This is a genomic window from Mucilaginibacter daejeonensis, from assembly GCF_020783335.1.
Taxonomy (GTDB): domain Bacteria; phylum Bacteroidota; class Bacteroidia; order Sphingobacteriales; family Sphingobacteriaceae; genus Mucilaginibacter; species Mucilaginibacter daejeonensis.
Map to the genome: position 1 here is coordinate 626,532 of NZ_CP086068.1, position 14,994 is coordinate 641,525.

Sequence of the window (14,994 nt, forward strand, 5' to 3'; positions counted from 1 at the left end):
TATTCATAACTCACAATAACATGAGTAACGCGAACGGAAATATGAATTTGACGCTGAAAGTTTGGCGCCAAAAGAACGCACAGACCGAAGGTAAGTTTGTGACGTATAAGGCCGAGAACATATCTCCTGATATGTCTTTCCTGGAGATGCTGGATGTAGTGAATGAGAGCCTTATTCATGCTAAAGAAGAGCCTATCCATTTTGACCATGATTGCCGCGAAGGTATTTGCGGTATGTGTTCATTATACATCAACGGCCAGCCGCACGGCCCTAAACGCGCCATTACTACTTGCCAGTTGCACATGCGCAGCTTCCACGATGGTGAGACCGTTACCATTGAGCCATGGCGTGCAGCAGCTTTCCCGGTGATCAAAGATCTTGCCGTGGATCGCTCGGCTTTTGATCGTATCCAGCAAGCCGGAGGTTACATTTCGGTGAATACCGGTGGTGTGCCTGACGCTAACGAGATCGCCATCCCTAAGGTAATTGCCGATGAGGCTTTCAACTCGGCTACCTGCATCGGTTGCGGTGCTTGTGTAGCAGCTTGTAAAAACGCGTCAGCTATGCTGTTCACCTCGGCCAAGATATCGCAATTAGGTATGTTGCCACAAGGCCAGCCTGAGCGTTTCCGCCGTGTACAAAGCATGGTAGCGCAAATGGACGCTGAAGGCTTCGGTAGCTGTACCAATACCGGTGCATGCGAAGCAGAGTGCCCTAAAGAGATCACGCTGACCAACATCGCCCGCATGAACTTCGATTTCTTCAATGCTAAATTGTTCAAGCAAGAAAGCATCCACGAAGTAGCTGAGCAAGGCGGTTAATAGCCTCTTAAGTATAAAGAAGAAGCCCGTTGAGATGATCAACGGGCTTTTTTGTTTTCAATATCAATTAATTTATAGTTAAGGTAAAATTATTTTTAGTCTTACCCGCCTTATGTTTATATTTATGGCAAATCAAAACACATCATGCATGAATTCTTACTCACAGTTTCTTTGCTCGCAGGAGCTAATTTTGCCTTTTCACAAAAACTTTTAAAGCCCGAGGTAGACAAGATCTCTGGCGACACTACCTGGAAGACCAATGAACAAGCATTGTATGCCAAATTAACTTTAGTTGGCGCAAACGAAATGGTAGCTGTTCAGCCTGAAAAAGTCGGCAATACCTATTTTGCCTGGTTGAACATCACTCAACCAAAAACAGCTAATTACTATTACATCCTGAAAGGCAACAAGATCTTCTTCAAGTTCTCGGATAAGTCGATCCTGACATTAGAAGCAGCTAAAGAGAACCTGACCGAAAAGGTCGGTAGCAACACTACAACATTTGGTAGCGTGGGCGAAGGTATGAAGACCTACACACCGTTCCTGATCACCAAAGAGCAATTGGACAAGATGGTAAGCACCCCTATCGAGTTCGTAAGGGTAGAGAGCTCTAAGGGCGAGCTTGACTATGATATTAAGCCTAAGCTGGCCGAAAAAGTTCAAAAGGCATTCCAGCTGATATCTGCTAAATAACCTTTCAGATCATTTCCAGATGAAAAGATTAGTAATGATCATTGCTTTGCTGTTGCCATTGATCAGTATGGCCCAGGAAAGTACTGCGAGGTTGGGTAGTATCAATTACCTGGACACCAAGAAAAGCTACAAGGCCATTAAACTTGGCGGCGATATTAAAGATCTTAAAAGCGAATACCTGTTCAAATTGTCGGAAACACCTGATGCAAGTGGTTGCTATGTATATACGTACAATGATCCGGCCTTATTAAATTTTGGTAATGGCGTTGTACTTAAACGCTTGCAGGTCAAAACCTATGTGGGCCTTGTTTCCAGCATCTATCTTTTTTTTGAAAAGGAGGATGGCAATCGGGTAAGGGACGTGTTCACTACAGCTTATGGCTCCAATTACACTCAGTCTAACTCTGAGGAAGATTCCTACTTATGGAAAGGCTCGTTAGCTACCCTTTACCTGACCTACGAGAAAGAACTTTCTGCAGCAATGTACACCAGTGTAGCAATGGACAAGATCATCAGCCAACGGAAAGCTAATTCGGCTTCCTCAGCGGCAAGCGATCTTTAACAGCAATATTCTTATAGAGATAAGCGAATGAAGAAAGGCCATCGAGTGATCGATGGCCTTTCTTCATTGTATGAAATGTCCGCAGGTCAATACCGCTTGTGCCTTTATCAGATCACTTCAAGATTGTGTCCTGCCATGTAGAGGCCGATGATGATCGCACCTACTACGATACGGTACCAGCCGAATAGTACGAAGCCTTTACGTTCTAAAAAAGTGATAAAGGTCTTGATGGCCAAGAGGCCTACTATAAAGGCAATGACGTTGCCTAAGGCCAACAGTTTGATCTCTTCACCGGTGAAGGTGTGGCCCTCTTTGTAAAAGTCGTAAAGCTTTTTGGCAGTGGCCGCAAACATGGTAGGTACCGCTAAAAAGAAGGAGAACTCTGCGGCCGCCGTACGGCTCAATTTCTGACTCATACCGCCTACAATGGTAGCAGCCGAGCGCGAGGTGCCCGGTATCATGGCGATGCACTGGAACAGGCCTATTTTAAGCGCTGTGATAAGATCTATGCCTTTCTCCTCGGTAACGGTAGGTTTATTGAACCACTTGTCAACAAAGAGCAGTATAATACCGCCTACAAACAGCGTGATGCCTACGGTAAGGGCACTCTCCAATAACTGATCGATTTTTTTGCTGAACAGCAGACCAAAGATCACCGCCGGTATAAAAGCCACCATCAGCTTCACATAGAAATCGATGCTCTGAAAAAAGCGCTTGAAGTATAGTACTACTACCGAAAGGATGGCACCTAACTGTATGGCAACGGTAAATAGCTTTACAAAATCGTTATTGGCAATGCCCATGGCCGATGAGGCTATGATCATGTGGCCGGTAGAGGATACTGGAAGAAACTCGGTAAGGCCCTCGATAATGGCCAGGATCACCGCTTGTATAAGATCCATTATACTTAAGCCGTTTTACGTTTCATGATCGCGTAAAAGCCCATGCCAAAGCCGGCCAGCACTACTAAAGGTGCTATCACGATCTTGGTGTTGCTGTAAATGTCAGTGGTGCCGCTCATCAGCACAAAGCCAATGGCTACCAGCAATACACTAATGGCCAGTAATTGATAATTACTTTTACCGAACACAAAGTCGATCTTTTCGGGAGCTACCGTGGTTTTGGTATCGCCCAAAATGGACGGACGTGAAACAGGCGTACCTGCTGGTTTATCATATTTTTGAGCCATGATATTATCTGTAAAGTTGATAGATCTTCAATCGTAAAAAGCGGTTAACCGCCAAAAAGGTACTAAACCCGGCAATAAAGATACCTAGTCCAACAAGGACCACGAAAACAGCGCCGAACTCATATAGGTCTTGCAATACGATCAGGTCGGGTATCTGTTGGTAAGCCACGTACAAGGTGCCCACCAATAAGATGGTAGCGATCAGCGCACCCAGCAATCCATGCCAAATGCCGTAAAGCAGGAAGGGCTTGCGGATAAAATTTTTGGTAGCACCCACCAGTTGCATTGACTTGATCAGGAAGCGTTGCGAGTAAATAGCCAAACGGATAGTGTTATTGATCAGCGCTACCGATACCACCAAAAAGATCGCCGTAAAGCCCAGGATCACTAAGCTGATGTTGGTCATCACCTTATTCATTTGCTCGATCAGTGAAGTTTGATATTTGACCTCCTGCACCAGTGGGTTGGCTTTCAGTTGAGCCGCAAAACGATTCAGGTCGGTATTATTGGCATAGTCGGCCTTCAGGTATACGTCTATTGATTGCGAGAGCGGATTAACACCCAGGAACTTGATAAAATCTTCGCCCAGGTCTTTTTGCAGATTACGGGCAGCCAGTTCTTTACTTACGTATTGGGTACGTTTAACAAAAGGATTGCTATCTAACTGTCGCTGGAACTGCAATACATCGGTCTCGCGGGCGCCTTCATCAACAAAAACGTTCACTACCGTATTCTCCTTGATGTAGCGTGATAGCTTGTTGGCATGTACCAGGATCAGCCCCAGCATACCCACCATCAACAACACCATAGCTATACCAAATACTGTGGAGATATAGATGGTCTTGGTCTTTTTGGCGGCCGTGCTTGCTTCAAATTCTTCCATATACTGTTACTTGCAACGCGAAATTAAAAAACGCTGGTTAAAGGTAAAACTTTATTACCGAATAAATGCCCAGCCTGGGCGTAGCGTATGCAGGTTTAACAAAATTTAACGGTGGTTGTGAGGCCTGTGGTAACGTTAGCTTTACAATTTGCTCACACCCGTGTACAGAAACCAAAAAGATGATACCTTTGTTGCTTCAACTGGCCTGGCACACAGGCCCGGCCAAGGATCATGCAAGGTTACCCACAAAAAATACTGGTAGTAGGAGGAGGCAGCTGGGCCACCGCGAACGTCAAAATGCTGACCGACAACACTACGCCAAAAGAGATATTTTGGTGGATGCGCAGCGAGCAAGCCGTTGAAGAGCTGCGCAAGTACAGGCATAACCCTAATTACCTGAGCTCGGTAGAGATCAAGGTGCCGAGCGATAATATCTCTACTGATCTTAAAGCCTCCATCGCCAAAGCGGATATGGTACTGCTCAATGTACCGGCAGCTTTTCTAAAGCATGCGCTATCAGCCATTACGCCTGAGGACCTTGCCGGCAAAAAGGTGATATCGGCCATTAAAGGTATCGTGCCTGATGAGAACCTGATCATCGGTGAGTTCTTGCACAAGTATTATAACATTCCTTTCCACGATTTTTTGGTGATCAGTGGCCCCTGCCATGCAGAGGAAGTTGCGCTGGAGAAACTCTCATACCTCACCATTGCCTCGGCCGATGAACAACTGGCCAAGCAACTGGCCGGAATGCTGAACACGCGATATATCAAAACGGTAGTATCTGACGATATATGGGGTACCGAGTATGCCGCTGTGTTGAAGAACATTTATGCAGTAGCCAGCGGCATATGCCATGGCGTGGGTTATGGCGATAATTTTCAGGCGGTGCTCATATCCAACGCTATACGCGAAATGAAGGATTTTGTGGATGCCGTACACCCGATCGATCGCGACATCAAGGAATCAGCCTATTTGGGCGACCTGCTCGTGACCGCTTACTCACAGTTCAGCCGTAACCGTACGTTCGGTAACATGATCGGTAAAGGTTATACCGTGACGTCGGCGCAGTTGGAAATGAACATGATTGCTGAGGGCTATTATGCAGTAAATTGCCTACACCAGATCAACAAACAGTATACAGTGCGCATGCCTATTTGTGAGGCTGTATACCGTATTTTATACAAAAAACAAGCTCCCGTGCTTGAAATGAAGCGTTTGGCCGAACAATTGAGTTGAGGATACTCAACAACTCAATTATACCATGAAGAACATACTGAAAGTAGCACTGTTAGCGGCAGCTGTGACCGTTGCTGCAGCTGCTCAGGCACAAGTGCTCAAAAAGACCGGCAGAGCAATTGATACTGCCGCAAAAGACGTAGCTCACGGCGCAAAAAAAGGTGCTAAAGCTGTTGGAAAAGTAGGCAAGGCCACAGGCCGTAAAACTGCCGAGTTAGCCTCTAAAGGTGCTGCTGCTGTTACCGATCAAAAGTATGACGGTAAAGTAGGCCCGGGCGGACAGACCATCTACATTGACAAGAACTCAGCTTACTATTACGTAAATTCAAAAGGCCGTCACGTGTACGTGAGAAAGGCTGATCTGAAAACCAAACCGTGATCGGTGATGGCAGGGCGTAACAAGCGCCCTGCTTAACTACATCCTGCACCCCATGAAGACGCTTTTCTTAGTTTTTATCCATCTGCTTTGCGCCTGCGTACTGATATCGGCCGCATGCTCAGGAACTGAACGCAGTGACCTGGTAGGCAAATGGCATACCAAGGACGGTCAGACCAAGTTACAGATAACTGAAAAAAAGTTCATCATCACCGACGAGAACGGACCAGTGCCTGAAGACTACTTTGTAAAGGGCGATACGATATTCACTTCATTTGAGGGTAACCAGCCATACAGCAAATTTGTGATCGAGCATATCGATGAAAGCGAACTCAAACTGTTATACCCCGATTCCGTTTCGGTGGATCTGATACGATAATTTAGGCAAGCACGCAAAATAACAAAGCCACTCCGGATCCGAAGTGGCTTTTTACTTAACTAAAACTAAACTGTGATGGGTTTACCAGGCCCATCACTTAAAACTAAAACACTTAATATTTTTTGCGACGTTCGCCACGGTCCTCACGGCGTTTGCCTGAGAAATCGCGGAAACCACCGCCATTATTATTACGGTCACTGTTGCCACGGAAACCACCACCGCCTTCGCGGCGGCCGCTTCTGTAGTTGCTTCCGCCTGCAAAGCTGCCACGGCCTTCGCCACGGTTGCTTACACGGTCACCATCAGCAGATATTTCTATGCGTACCTGGCGGCCATGGTTCTCAACTGATTTGAATGCGTTGAAAGCAGTATCAACATCGCCATTGGCCACCTCGATGAACGAGTAAACACCCTTAACATCGATCTTACCTATGGTACGACCTGAAATACCTGTTTGGTTACAGAAATAACCCAAGATGTCGCCACGGCTAAAGCCATCTACCGAACCCAGGTTGATGAACAAACGGGTGAAGTCAGAACGGTTGCCGGTACGAGGGAATTTCTCGCCACCATCACGGCTTGCGCGGGTATCTTCAGGTACGTTAAGGTCTGGTGCATTTTTGTAATACTCCAAAAAGCTGTTGAACTCGATCGATGCGAAACGTTTGATCACATCTTCCTTGCTCAGGTCAGCAAATTCGTCCATAATGCGCGGCAAGTACTGCTCGATCTGCTGCTCATTCACTTCAACATTGTGTACCTTATGTATCAGTCCGAACAATTGTTTCTCACAAACATCAAAACCGGTAGGTATCTCACCTTTGATGAATTTCTTACCGATAACACGCTCGATCTGGCGGATCTTACCGATCTCTTTCGAGTTAACGATAGAGATAGATACACCACTTTTACCGGCACGTGCGGTACGGCCGCTACGGTGAGTGTAGTTCTCGATCTCGTCAGGTAACGAGTAGTTGATCACGTGGGTAACATCGTTAACGTCGATACCGCGGGCGGCAACGTCAGTAGCGATCAGCAATTGCAGGCTGCGCTCACGGTAACGTTTCATTACCTTATCGCGTTGTTGTTGCGAAAGGTCGCCGTGCAGGGCATCAGCATTGTACCCATCCTTAACCAGCGACTCAGCTATCTCCTGGGTCTCGATCTTGGTACGGCAAAATACGATACCGAATATCTCGGGGTTAAAATCAACGATGCGTTTAAATGCAGCGTACTTGTCACGGGCACGTACGATGTAGTACTCGTGCTCAATATTAGCATTGCCGGTATTCTTAGTGCCCATGGTCAACTCGTAAGGGTCGGTCATGTACTTTTTAGAGATACGGCGTACTTCGGCCGGCATGGTAGCCGAGAAAAGCCAGGTCTTTTTATCCTCTGGCGTGTTAGATAAGATACTGTCAATGTCTTCCTGAAAGCCCATGTTGAGCATTTCATCAGCCTCATCCAATACTACATATTGCACCTGCGAGAAATCGATAGCCTTGCGGTCAAGGATATCGAGCATACGGCCCGGAGTAGCAACAACGATCTGCACGCCGCGTTTGATCTGGCGTAACTGATCTGAGATGCTCGCGCCACCATAAACGGCCACAACGTTGGCGTTCTTCAGGTTCTTAGAGTAATTCTTCAGATCATTGGTGATCTGTAAACAAAGTTCACGTGTAGGGCACAGAACGAGTGCCTGTGGATAGTTCTCTTCAAAATCCAGCAGTTCCAATAATGGTAAGCCAAAAGCAGCAGTTTTTCCGGTCCCGGTTTGGGCTAATCCGACAAAATCGTTGCTGCCTGTTAACAATACCGGGATCGACTGTTCCTGGATCGGTGTAGGATTTTCAAATCCTAACTCAGTAATGGCATTAACAATATCATGACGGATCCCCAGTTCAATAAATGGGTTATTCATGAATTAAAATAACGTATTCGGCAACATCGCCAAATCGGGTGCAAAGGTAAGAAAATTAATTGCCTTTTAATAGCGCTATTTTAAAATGAGACTACAGTGACCGTGAATGGAGTAATTATTTGAAAAGCAATCACTTATTAAACGCGTTGAGGGCGGCCTATCGTAACCTGTCGGCCGACTTGATCAGCGCTTCGTCCTTCTTGATGCCCTTGATCGCCAAAAAGATCAGCAGGATCGCTATAGGCGGCAGGAACAGGCCTACACCAAAATTATTGGTACCTAACATCACCCCGCCAATAGCGTTCTTAACCGTTTGCGATACCCAAAAGCTATGCCCGATGATCACCAGGATAGCGCCATACGCAAAGGCGATCTGTTGCTTGCGGTTCTTGTATAAAAAGATGATCACTAACGGCACTAAGGCCACGATAGCGGTAACAGCGGTAAGTGCCACAAATGGGGTGACCTGCTGCTGAGCGCCGTTCAGATCCTGGAACAGGCCGGTAGCTTTGATGTTGGTTGGGATGCCGTTCACGTAAACGTTATTGGCAATGGTGACCATGTAAAGGGCAAATATGGCCAAACTGGCTAAGAACAGGTATATGCTTTGTACGCGTTGTATCATGGTAATGCTAATAGCAGGACAAAGATAAAATTGTTTGTCTAAATTTGTGACGTGCTACCGTATCAGCGTTATTTTTTAGAACTGGCCTATAATGGTACTCATTATCATGGCTGGCAGCTGCAACCCAATGCGGTCACCGTACAGCAAAGGCTGAACGAGGCGCTGGCCATACTGCTTCGCCAACCTGTGGAGACCATCGGCGCAGGCCGTACCGATACCGGAGTACACGCCAGGCAATTGTATGTTCACTTTGATGCGCCCCAACCCCCTGAAGGGGGAGCAGAAGTTGGGGGCATGATGCCTTTCGACTGGCAAAGATCCTCATTTAGAGGGTTAGCGGGACTACTCCCGTACGATATAGCCGTTAAGCGCATCATCCCGGTTCATGCCGATGCGCATGCCCGTTTTGATGCCACCCAACGCTCGTACGAGTATCACATGCATTTTCAAAAGGATCCCTTTAAACACGATCTATCCTGGTTGGTAAAAGGAGAACCGGATGTAGAGGCCATGAATAAGGCAGCGGCCATTATGATGGAATATACCGACTTTAGCTGCTTTAGTAAGAGTAATACGCAGGTTTTTACTAATAATTGCAAGTTAGTGCGTGCCGAATGGGTGCGCAAAGATGATGGGTTAGTGTTCCATATCTCCGCCGACCGGTTCCTGCGTAATATGGTGAGGGCTATAGTAGGCACCTGCATGATGGTGGGCCGGCACGAGATCACTCCCGAGGCCATCCATCAGATCATTCAAAGTAAAGATCGCAGCAATGCCGGAACATCTGTGCCCGCTTGTGGTTTATACCTAACAGAAGTAAAGTATCCATATATATGATATCGGGTGTCGGGGTTTTTGATATCGGACGTATCCGCTCGACTCCACTATCCGACATCGAACATCCGAACTCCGAAATAAGAACATGTCTCAGGTAACAGGTAAAGCAATAGACTGGCAACTGCTCAAACGCATTATGCGTTACGTGAAGCCCTACAACCGTACTTTCGTGATCGCGGCGTTCCTGACCATTTTTATTGCGGTGATCACGCTGGCTCAGCCCATCCTCATGGAGATAGGGCTCGATCGTTATATCCTGTCAGGTAATTACAATGGTTTGGTGTTCATCGTGATACTGATGGTGGCGCAGCTCATCATCCAAACGGTAGCTCAATATTACCAAACTTATACCACCAATGCTTTGGGCCAATCGGTGATCCGCGATCTGCGTATCCATGTGTTCAACCATATCATGAGTTTGAGGCTGCGTTATTTTGATCGTACACCTATCGGTATGCTGATCACCCGTACAGTATCTGACCTGGAGACCATCGCCGATATCTTTTCGGAAGGGCTGATCTCCATAGCCGGTGACATGCTGCTGGTGATATCCATCATCACCTACATGCTCATCCAGGATTGGAAGCTCACGCTCATTACCCTGATCCCATTACCATTCTTGCTGGCCGCTACCTACATTTTTAAGGAGGCCATCAAGTCCTCGTTTCAGGATGTGCGTACGCATGTGGCCCAGCTGAATACCTTTTTACAGGAGCATATATCGGGCATCAGCATTATCCAGTACTTTGCCCGGGAGGAGCAGGAGATGCGCAAATTTGTGGCGGTGAACGAGAAGTACCGTGACGCCAACATCCGCTCTAACTGGTACTATTCTATCTTCTTCCCCGTGGTAGAGATATTTATGGCCGGCTCGATCGGTCTGCTCGTATGGTATGGTTGCAAACGTATCCTAAGCGATCAGCAACTGGCCTCTATCACCGCCGATGGCCAAGGCGTTACACCCGGTAAGATACTGGCTTTTATCACCCTACTCAACTTACTCTTCAGACCTATACGCCAACTGGCCGATAAGTTCAACACCCTGCAAATGGGTATGGTTGGTGCCGACCGTATTTTCAAAGTATTGGATACCGATGAGGTAGCGCCTAATAACGGCACTATCACTACCGGCAGACTGAAAGGGCAGATCGATTTCAAGAACGTATGGTTCGCCTATAATGAGGAGAACTGGGTATTAAAAGATATCAGTTTCAGCATCAAACCCGGGGAGACGCTGGCCCTCGTTGGTGCTACCGGTGCAGGTAAATCTTCAACCATTAACATTCTGAACCGCTTTTACGAGATCGGTAAAGGCAGCGTAAGTGTGGATGGCGTGGACATACAGAACTATGAATTGAATTTCCTGCGGTCGCAGATCGCTACGGTGATACAGGATGTTTTCCTATTCTCCGATACTATTGCCAATAATATCAGCCTTAACAACCCAAACATCACCCGGCAGCAGATCGTTGCGGCGGCAACCTACGTTGGGGCGCATGAGTTCATCGAGCGATTGCCCGGCGGATATGATTACAATGTGATGGAGCGCGGCGCCACCTTGTCGGCCGGACAGGCGCAGTTGATCTCATTTGTGAGGGCGCTGGTGTATGATCCGGCTATATTAGTGCTTGACGAGGCTACCTCGTCTGTAGATACCGAGACCGAACTACTGATCCAGAACGCCATTGATAAACTGATGGATGAACGTACGGCCATTGTGATCGCTCACCGTTTATCTACCATCCAAAAAGCCGACAAGATCATCGTGCTCGACCATGGCGAGATCAAAGAGATCGGTACCCACCAGGAACTCCTCCGCATTGAGGATGGCTACTACCGTAAACTATATGACCTGCAATTTAATTCAGCAGGTATAGAGCGAACCCCCTAACCCCTAAAGGGGGAACGATAGTTGGTCAACTCCCCCTTCAGGGGGCTATCTCTTAGGCGGGTTATCCTTTTCAGGGTCCTGGAACTCGTCAGGTGGCGTTTTTACCGGCTTTACTGGTTCTTCGTCCTCTTCGCGTTGTTTAGCTACGTTTCCAAAGTTGGCATCATTCTGATGGTATTGTTGATCCTCCTGCTTTTCTACCGCTTTGCCACCGTTATCGTCAGGACGGTCGGTAGGAGTGTCAGATGGTGAGGGTTTGCTATGTTGGTTAGCTGGTGTGCTCATAATTATTGCTCCGTTAATTTAGTGTAGAATGATAACAGCGGCCTGTAAGCCTTTGTTTGTAACGGGCTATTTGCACATCTCACCCTAACCTTTGTGTATTTTTTACATATTATGTGCGCGGATCTTCGTTAGTTTGCACCCGACCGATAAACGAACTTCAAATGGAAAATTTCTCATTAAAAGATAAGGTGATCATTGTGACCGGTGGCACCGGTGTGTTGGGCGAGGCCTTTGTAAAAGGCATAGCTGATGCCGGCGGTGTAGCCTGCATCATGGGCCGTAATCAAAAGGTGGCCGAAGAACGCGCCGAGGCTATCAATGCTAACGGTGGAAAGGCATTGGCACTTGTGGCCGATGTGATGAACGAAAGTCATCTACTGGCCGCCCGCGATAAGATCATGGACACTTATGGCAAGATAGACGGCCTGGTGAATGGTGCTGGTGGTAACATGCCCGGCGGCGTGATCAACCCTGATCAGGACATATTTACCATGAACTTTGATGGTATGCGCCAGGTAATGGACCTCAACCTGTGGGGTACGCTGATCCCTACCCAGATCTTTGGTGAGGTGATGGCTAAAGGTGGCAAGGGCAGCATCGTCAACATATCGTCAATGGCCTCACAGCAGGCGGTGACCAAAGTTTTGGGTTATAGCATGGCTAAGGCCGCCATTGATAATTATACCCGCTGGTTCGCCCTAGAGGCGGCTAACCGTTATGGTGATACCTTGCGTATGAATGCCATTGCGCCAGGTTTCTTCCTCACTGAACAGAACCGTACCCTGCTCACCAATACCGACGGCAGTTATACCGAACGTGGTAGCCTGGTACTGAAAAATACCCCATTCAAGCGCTTTGGTAAGGCCGAAGAACTGATCGGTGCACTGATCTGGCTCCTGAGCGATGCCTCAGCCTTTGTGACCGGTACCGTAGTAACGGTAGATGGTGGCTTCTCGATGTTCAGCGGCGTTTAAGCGATATACTTTCATCATACAAAGCCCTTTTACTGCCCTCCATAACGGCGGTGAAAGGGCTTTTGTGTTAAATTGCCAATTTCATAACAGGTGTACGCAAAGGCACCACGCGCGGGCGAATAACGACGCTCGAGGTTTTGGTCGCAGTGTTACATTTGATGTGTTACCGTGTTACATCTGGTGTTACATTCTGGCTTTTTGTTACTTTTTCTTGAAAAAGTTGGGTTTTTACCAATTTTGCAACGTCAGAAAGTGGGGAAATTTGGGGAATTCTGTTACATCAGTGTAACTCCCAAAAGTTGTGAAACGGAGCTGGTCGATATCTGCGTCGAGTGATGCATACCTATCCGTTCTCAGCTTGAAGAACCGCTTATCATAGCAACCTTTTTTATTTTCAACTGTTCATACTTCAACCTGCATCGAGCAGATCTACAGCTATGGCCTTTGTTGATTACTATAAAGTTTTAGGTGTTGATAAGACCGCTTCGGAAAAGGACATCAAGAATGCCTACCGTAAGCTGGCCCGCAAGTTCCACCCCGATCTTAATCCTAATGACCCGGAAGCTAACAAACGTTTCCAGGAAATAAATGAAGCTAATGAGGTGCTTACCGATCCCGATAAGCGCAAAAAATATGACCAGTACGGCGAGCACTGGCAACATGCCGATGCTTATGAGCAGGCCCGCCAGCAACAAGGCAGCGCTGGTCAGGGTGGCTACGGCGGTGGCCCGCAAGGCGGATATGATTTTAGCTCCTTTGGCGATGCGGGAGGCGATTTCTCGGATTTCTTCCAGTCGATGTTCGGTGGGGCAGGAGGCGGAGGTGGCCGGGGCAGGCAGGCACGTTACCGCGGGCAAGACTATAATGCCGAGTTGCAGCTGAGCTTACGGGATGCCGCCACTACTCAAAAGCAAACGCTCACCGTGAACGGCAAAAGCATCCGCATCACCATACCTGCAGGGGTAGAGAACGGGCAGACCATCAAGATAGCCGGCCATGGTAGCGCCGGAGTGAACGGTGGCCCCAATGGCGACCTGTATATCACCTTCCGCATAGCCGATGATCCTCAGTTCAAGCGCCGGGGTGCCGATCTGCTGGCCACCGTACCGTTGAATTTGTATACGGCTATACTGGGTGGCGATATCACTGTTGATACCCTTACCGGGCAGGTGAAAGTGAAGGTGAAGCCCGAAACCCCTAACGGCACACAGGTAAAACTAAAAGGCAAGGGCTTCCCAGTATACAAAAAGGAAGGCGAATTTGGCGATCTGTACCTTACCTACAATGTACAGTTACCTACCAACCTCACCGCCGAACAAAAAGAGTTATTCACTAAACTGGCTAATACTCAATAGCATGGCAAATACAGCGCTTACGGCAGCAAATGAGTTTTGCAGCTACCACCAGATCGATGTTACCCTGATCACTGCATTTTATGATGCCGGGCTGATCCAGCTTACGGTGGTGGATCAGCACTATTTCATACCACAGGAGCAACTCCCCGGCGTTGAACGCCTGGTGCGCCTGCACAATGAGCTTGGCATTAATATAGAAGGATTAGAGGCGATCACTCACCTGCTGGATCGCATGCATGACCTTAAACAGGAGGTGCAACTGCTACGCAACCGGTTAAGCGTTTACGAGTAGTGTGGCTTAACCGTCAAGCAGGAAAACGAATAGCTCTTTAGGGCCGTGAGCACCCAGTACCAGCGTCTTCTCGATATCGGCCGTGCGGCTTGGGCCGGTCACGGTAGTGATCATGCTGGGCAGGCGCTGGCGGTATTTATCTTGTAGTAACTTGAAACCGTCTTTAAGGTCGAGCACCAGTTGCGAGGTATACGCCAGCACGATGTGCACGGGCGGATATATGCTTAACCGGCGGCCGGCCATATTACCGTTGCTCAGCAGTACACTACCATTACGAGCCACCAGAGCCTCGCAAAGCGTAAAGCCTACCTCGGCCTGGTCAAAGTCTTTATCGGTTTGGTAAAAGGGATAATCGTAAGTATCCAGCAATTGCTGTAAGGCAGGTTCCCAGCAGTAGATCTTACGCCACTGGCGTTGCTCGGCCAGGTTGAGTAACGACTCGATGAACTGTATCTCGTCCTCACAAAATACGAACTGACCCGAAACTGCGATCAGTTCCTCCGCGAACATCACCTCTAACGATTCGTCCTCGCCCAGCGTGCCATACAAAGGCTGATCTTCCAGGTTGGGGTACGGGTTATCACGTTTCACTAAAAGGGCCTTGCGCACCTTTTTGAGCATTCTTTCTTTGGCAGTGGTGTTGTCCTTCATAGGGTCAATGTTGGCGAT

Annotated in this window: 18 protein-coding genes; 11 read left to right on the top strand and 7 right to left on the bottom strand. The window is 47.8% G+C overall.

Going from position 1 to position 14,994, the window contains the following annotated elements:
• Window positions 1-20: 20 nt before the first annotated feature.
• From LLH06_RS02840 to LLH06_RS02850, 3 genes are all read left to right on the top strand, one after another.
• Window positions 21-821, top strand: coding sequence for a succinate dehydrogenase/fumarate reductase iron-sulfur subunit (locus LLH06_RS02840; protein WP_228171751.1), 801 nt, complete (start codon window positions 21-23; stop codon window positions 819-821).
• 144 nt (window positions 822-965) lie between these two features.
• Window positions 966-1,514: a hypothetical protein gene (locus LLH06_RS02845; protein WP_228171752.1), complete on the top strand. Its 549-nt coding sequence runs from the start codon at window positions 966-968 to the stop codon at window positions 1,512-1,514.
• Between the two features lie 19 nt (window positions 1,515-1,533).
• Window positions 1,534-2,076: a hypothetical protein gene (locus LLH06_RS02850; protein ID WP_228171753.1), complete on the top strand. Its 543-nt coding sequence runs from the start codon at window positions 1,534-1,536 to the stop codon at window positions 2,074-2,076.
• A gap of 107 nt (window positions 2,077-2,183) precedes the next feature.
• Here LLH06_RS02850 and LLH06_RS02855 read toward each other — a convergent pair whose 3' ends face one another.
• From LLH06_RS02855 to LLH06_RS02865, 3 genes are read right to left on the bottom strand one after another with little or no spacing between them, the layout of a single operon-like run.
• Entirely contained in the window at window positions 2,184-2,978 is a 795-nt protein-coding gene (locus LLH06_RS02855) for an undecaprenyl-diphosphate phosphatase (RefSeq protein WP_228171754.1), read from the bottom strand.
• Window positions 2,979-2,983: 5 nt separating this feature from the next.
• On the bottom strand, window positions 2,984-3,265 hold the full coding sequence (locus LLH06_RS02860; RefSeq protein WP_228171755.1) for a DUF3098 domain-containing protein: 282 nt from the start codon (window positions 3,263-3,265) through the stop codon (window positions 2,984-2,986).
• 4 nt (window positions 3,266-3,269) lie between these two features.
• Window positions 3,270-4,148, bottom strand: a complete 879-nt coding sequence (locus tag LLH06_RS02865; protein WP_228171756.1) for a cell division protein FtsX — start codon at window positions 4,146-4,148, stop codon at window positions 3,270-3,272.
• A gap of 231 nt (window positions 4,149-4,379) precedes the next feature.
• On the opposite strand from LLH06_RS02865, the gene LLH06_RS02870 reads away from it, so the two are divergent.
• Genes LLH06_RS02870 through LLH06_RS02880 form a run of 3 tightly spaced genes read left to right on the top strand, consistent with a single transcriptional unit; the run spans window position 4,380 to window position 6,142 of the window.
• A complete protein-coding gene (locus tag LLH06_RS02870; protein WP_228171757.1) occupies window positions 4,380-5,387 on the top strand; it encodes an NAD(P)H-dependent glycerol-3-phosphate dehydrogenase in 1,008 nt (335 codons plus the stop codon).
• A 25-nt stretch (window positions 5,388-5,412) separates the two neighbouring features.
• Complete coding sequence (locus tag LLH06_RS02875) at window positions 5,413-5,766, top strand: hypothetical protein (RefSeq protein ID WP_228171758.1); 354 nt, start codon at window positions 5,413-5,415, stop codon at window positions 5,764-5,766.
• A 52-nt stretch (window positions 5,767-5,818) separates the two neighbouring features.
• Window positions 5,819-6,142, top strand: coding sequence for a hypothetical protein (locus LLH06_RS02880; protein WP_228171759.1), 324 nt, complete (start codon window positions 5,819-5,821; stop codon window positions 6,140-6,142).
• Between the two features lie 112 nt (window positions 6,143-6,254).
• Here the strand turns inward: LLH06_RS02880 and LLH06_RS02885 are convergent, their stop codons facing one another.
• Both LLH06_RS02885 and LLH06_RS02890 read right to left on the bottom strand, forming a co-directional pair.
• Window positions 6,255-8,066, bottom strand: a complete 1,812-nt coding sequence (locus LLH06_RS02885; RefSeq protein WP_228171760.1) for a DEAD/DEAH box helicase — start codon at window positions 8,064-8,066, stop codon at window positions 6,255-6,257.
• Window positions 8,067-8,223: 157 nt separating this feature from the next.
• The gene (locus LLH06_RS02890; protein WP_228171761.1) at window positions 8,224-8,691 is read right to left on the bottom strand and encodes a DUF4293 domain-containing protein; all 468 of its coding nucleotides are present in this window, start codon (window positions 8,689-8,691) and stop codon (window positions 8,224-8,226) included.
• A 51-nt stretch (window positions 8,692-8,742) separates the two neighbouring features.
• Between LLH06_RS02890 and truA the strand changes: the two genes are divergently transcribed.
• Complete coding sequence (gene truA / locus LLH06_RS02895) at window positions 8,743-9,528, top strand: tRNA pseudouridine(38-40) synthase TruA (protein ID WP_228171762.1); 786 nt, start codon at window positions 8,743-8,745, stop codon at window positions 9,526-9,528.
• Window positions 9,529-9,613: 85 nt separating this feature from the next.
• Window positions 9,614-11,419: an ABC transporter ATP-binding protein gene (locus tag LLH06_RS02900; RefSeq protein ID WP_228171763.1), complete on the top strand. Its 1,806-nt coding sequence runs from the start codon at window positions 9,614-9,616 to the stop codon at window positions 11,417-11,419.
• A 45-nt stretch (window positions 11,420-11,464) separates the two neighbouring features.
• On the opposite strand, the gene LLH06_RS02905 is transcribed toward LLH06_RS02900, so the two are convergent.
• On the bottom strand, window positions 11,465-11,704 hold the full coding sequence (locus LLH06_RS02905) for a hypothetical protein (protein WP_228171764.1): 240 nt from the start codon (window positions 11,702-11,704) through the stop codon (window positions 11,465-11,467).
• 161 nt (window positions 11,705-11,865) lie between these two features.
• On the opposite strand from LLH06_RS02905, the gene LLH06_RS02910 reads away from it, so the two are divergent.
• From LLH06_RS02910 to LLH06_RS02920, 3 genes are all read left to right on the top strand, one after another.
• A complete protein-coding gene (locus tag LLH06_RS02910) occupies window positions 11,866-12,678 on the top strand; it encodes an SDR family oxidoreductase (RefSeq protein ID WP_228171765.1) in 813 nt (270 codons plus the stop codon).
• Between the two features lie 437 nt (window positions 12,679-13,115).
• Complete coding sequence (locus tag LLH06_RS02915) at window positions 13,116-14,033, top strand: DnaJ C-terminal domain-containing protein (protein ID WP_228171766.1); 918 nt, start codon at window positions 13,116-13,118, stop codon at window positions 14,031-14,033.
• 1 nt (window position 14,034) lies between these two features.
• Entirely contained in the window at window positions 14,035-14,325 is a 291-nt protein-coding gene (locus LLH06_RS02920) for a chaperone modulator CbpM (RefSeq protein ID WP_228171767.1), read from the top strand.
• Between the two features lie 6 nt (window positions 14,326-14,331).
• Here the strand turns inward: LLH06_RS02920 and LLH06_RS02925 are convergent, their stop codons facing one another.
• Entirely contained in the window at window positions 14,332-14,976 is a 645-nt protein-coding gene (locus tag LLH06_RS02925) for a LutC/YkgG family protein (RefSeq protein ID WP_228173255.1), read from the bottom strand.
• Window positions 14,977-14,994: the final 18 nt, after the last annotated feature.

Coding starts and splice junctions, on each gene's coding strand:
- LLH06_RS02840 (WP_228171751.1), top strand. CDS start 21: ATGAGTAACGCGAACGGAAATATGAATTTGACGCTGAAAGTTTGGCGC.
- LLH06_RS02845 (WP_228171752.1), top strand. CDS start 966: ATGCATGAATTCTTACTCACAGTTTCTTTGCTCGCAGGAGCTAATTTT.
- LLH06_RS02850 (WP_228171753.1), top strand. CDS start 1,534: ATGAAAAGATTAGTAATGATCATTGCTTTGCTGTTGCCATTGATCAGT.
- LLH06_RS02855 (WP_228171754.1), bottom strand. CDS start 2,978: ATGGATCTTATACAAGCGGTGATCCTGGCCATTATCGAGGGCCTTACC.
- LLH06_RS02860 (WP_228171755.1), bottom strand. CDS start 3,265: ATGGCTCAAAAATATGATAAACCAGCAGGTACGCCTGTTTCACGTCCG.
- LLH06_RS02865 (WP_228171756.1), bottom strand. CDS start 4,148: ATGGAAGAATTTGAAGCAAGCACGGCCGCCAAAAAGACCAAGACCATC.
- LLH06_RS02870 (WP_228171757.1), top strand. CDS start 4,380: ATGCAAGGTTACCCACAAAAAATACTGGTAGTAGGAGGAGGCAGCTGG.
- LLH06_RS02875 (WP_228171758.1), top strand. CDS start 5,413: ATGAAGAACATACTGAAAGTAGCACTGTTAGCGGCAGCTGTGACCGTT.
- LLH06_RS02880 (WP_228171759.1), top strand. CDS start 5,819: ATGAAGACGCTTTTCTTAGTTTTTATCCATCTGCTTTGCGCCTGCGTA.
- LLH06_RS02885 (WP_228171760.1), bottom strand. CDS start 8,066: ATGAATAACCCATTTATTGAACTGGGGATCCGTCATGATATTGTTAAT.
- LLH06_RS02890 (WP_228171761.1), bottom strand. CDS start 8,691: ATGATACAACGCGTACAAAGCATATACCTGTTCTTAGCCAGTTTGGCC.
- LLH06_RS02900 (WP_228171763.1), top strand. CDS start 9,614: ATGTCTCAGGTAACAGGTAAAGCAATAGACTGGCAACTGCTCAAACGC.
- LLH06_RS02905 (WP_228171764.1), bottom strand. CDS start 11,704: ATGAGCACACCAGCTAACCAACATAGCAAACCCTCACCATCTGACACT.
- LLH06_RS02910 (WP_228171765.1), top strand. CDS start 11,866: ATGGAAAATTTCTCATTAAAAGATAAGGTGATCATTGTGACCGGTGGC.
- LLH06_RS02915 (WP_228171766.1), top strand. CDS start 13,116: ATGGCCTTTGTTGATTACTATAAAGTTTTAGGTGTTGATAAGACCGCT.
- LLH06_RS02920 (WP_228171767.1), top strand. CDS start 14,035: ATGGCAAATACAGCGCTTACGGCAGCAAATGAGTTTTGCAGCTACCAC.
- LLH06_RS02925 (WP_228173255.1), bottom strand. CDS start 14,976: ATGAAGGACAACACCACTGCCAAAGAAAGAATGCTCAAAAAGGTGCGC.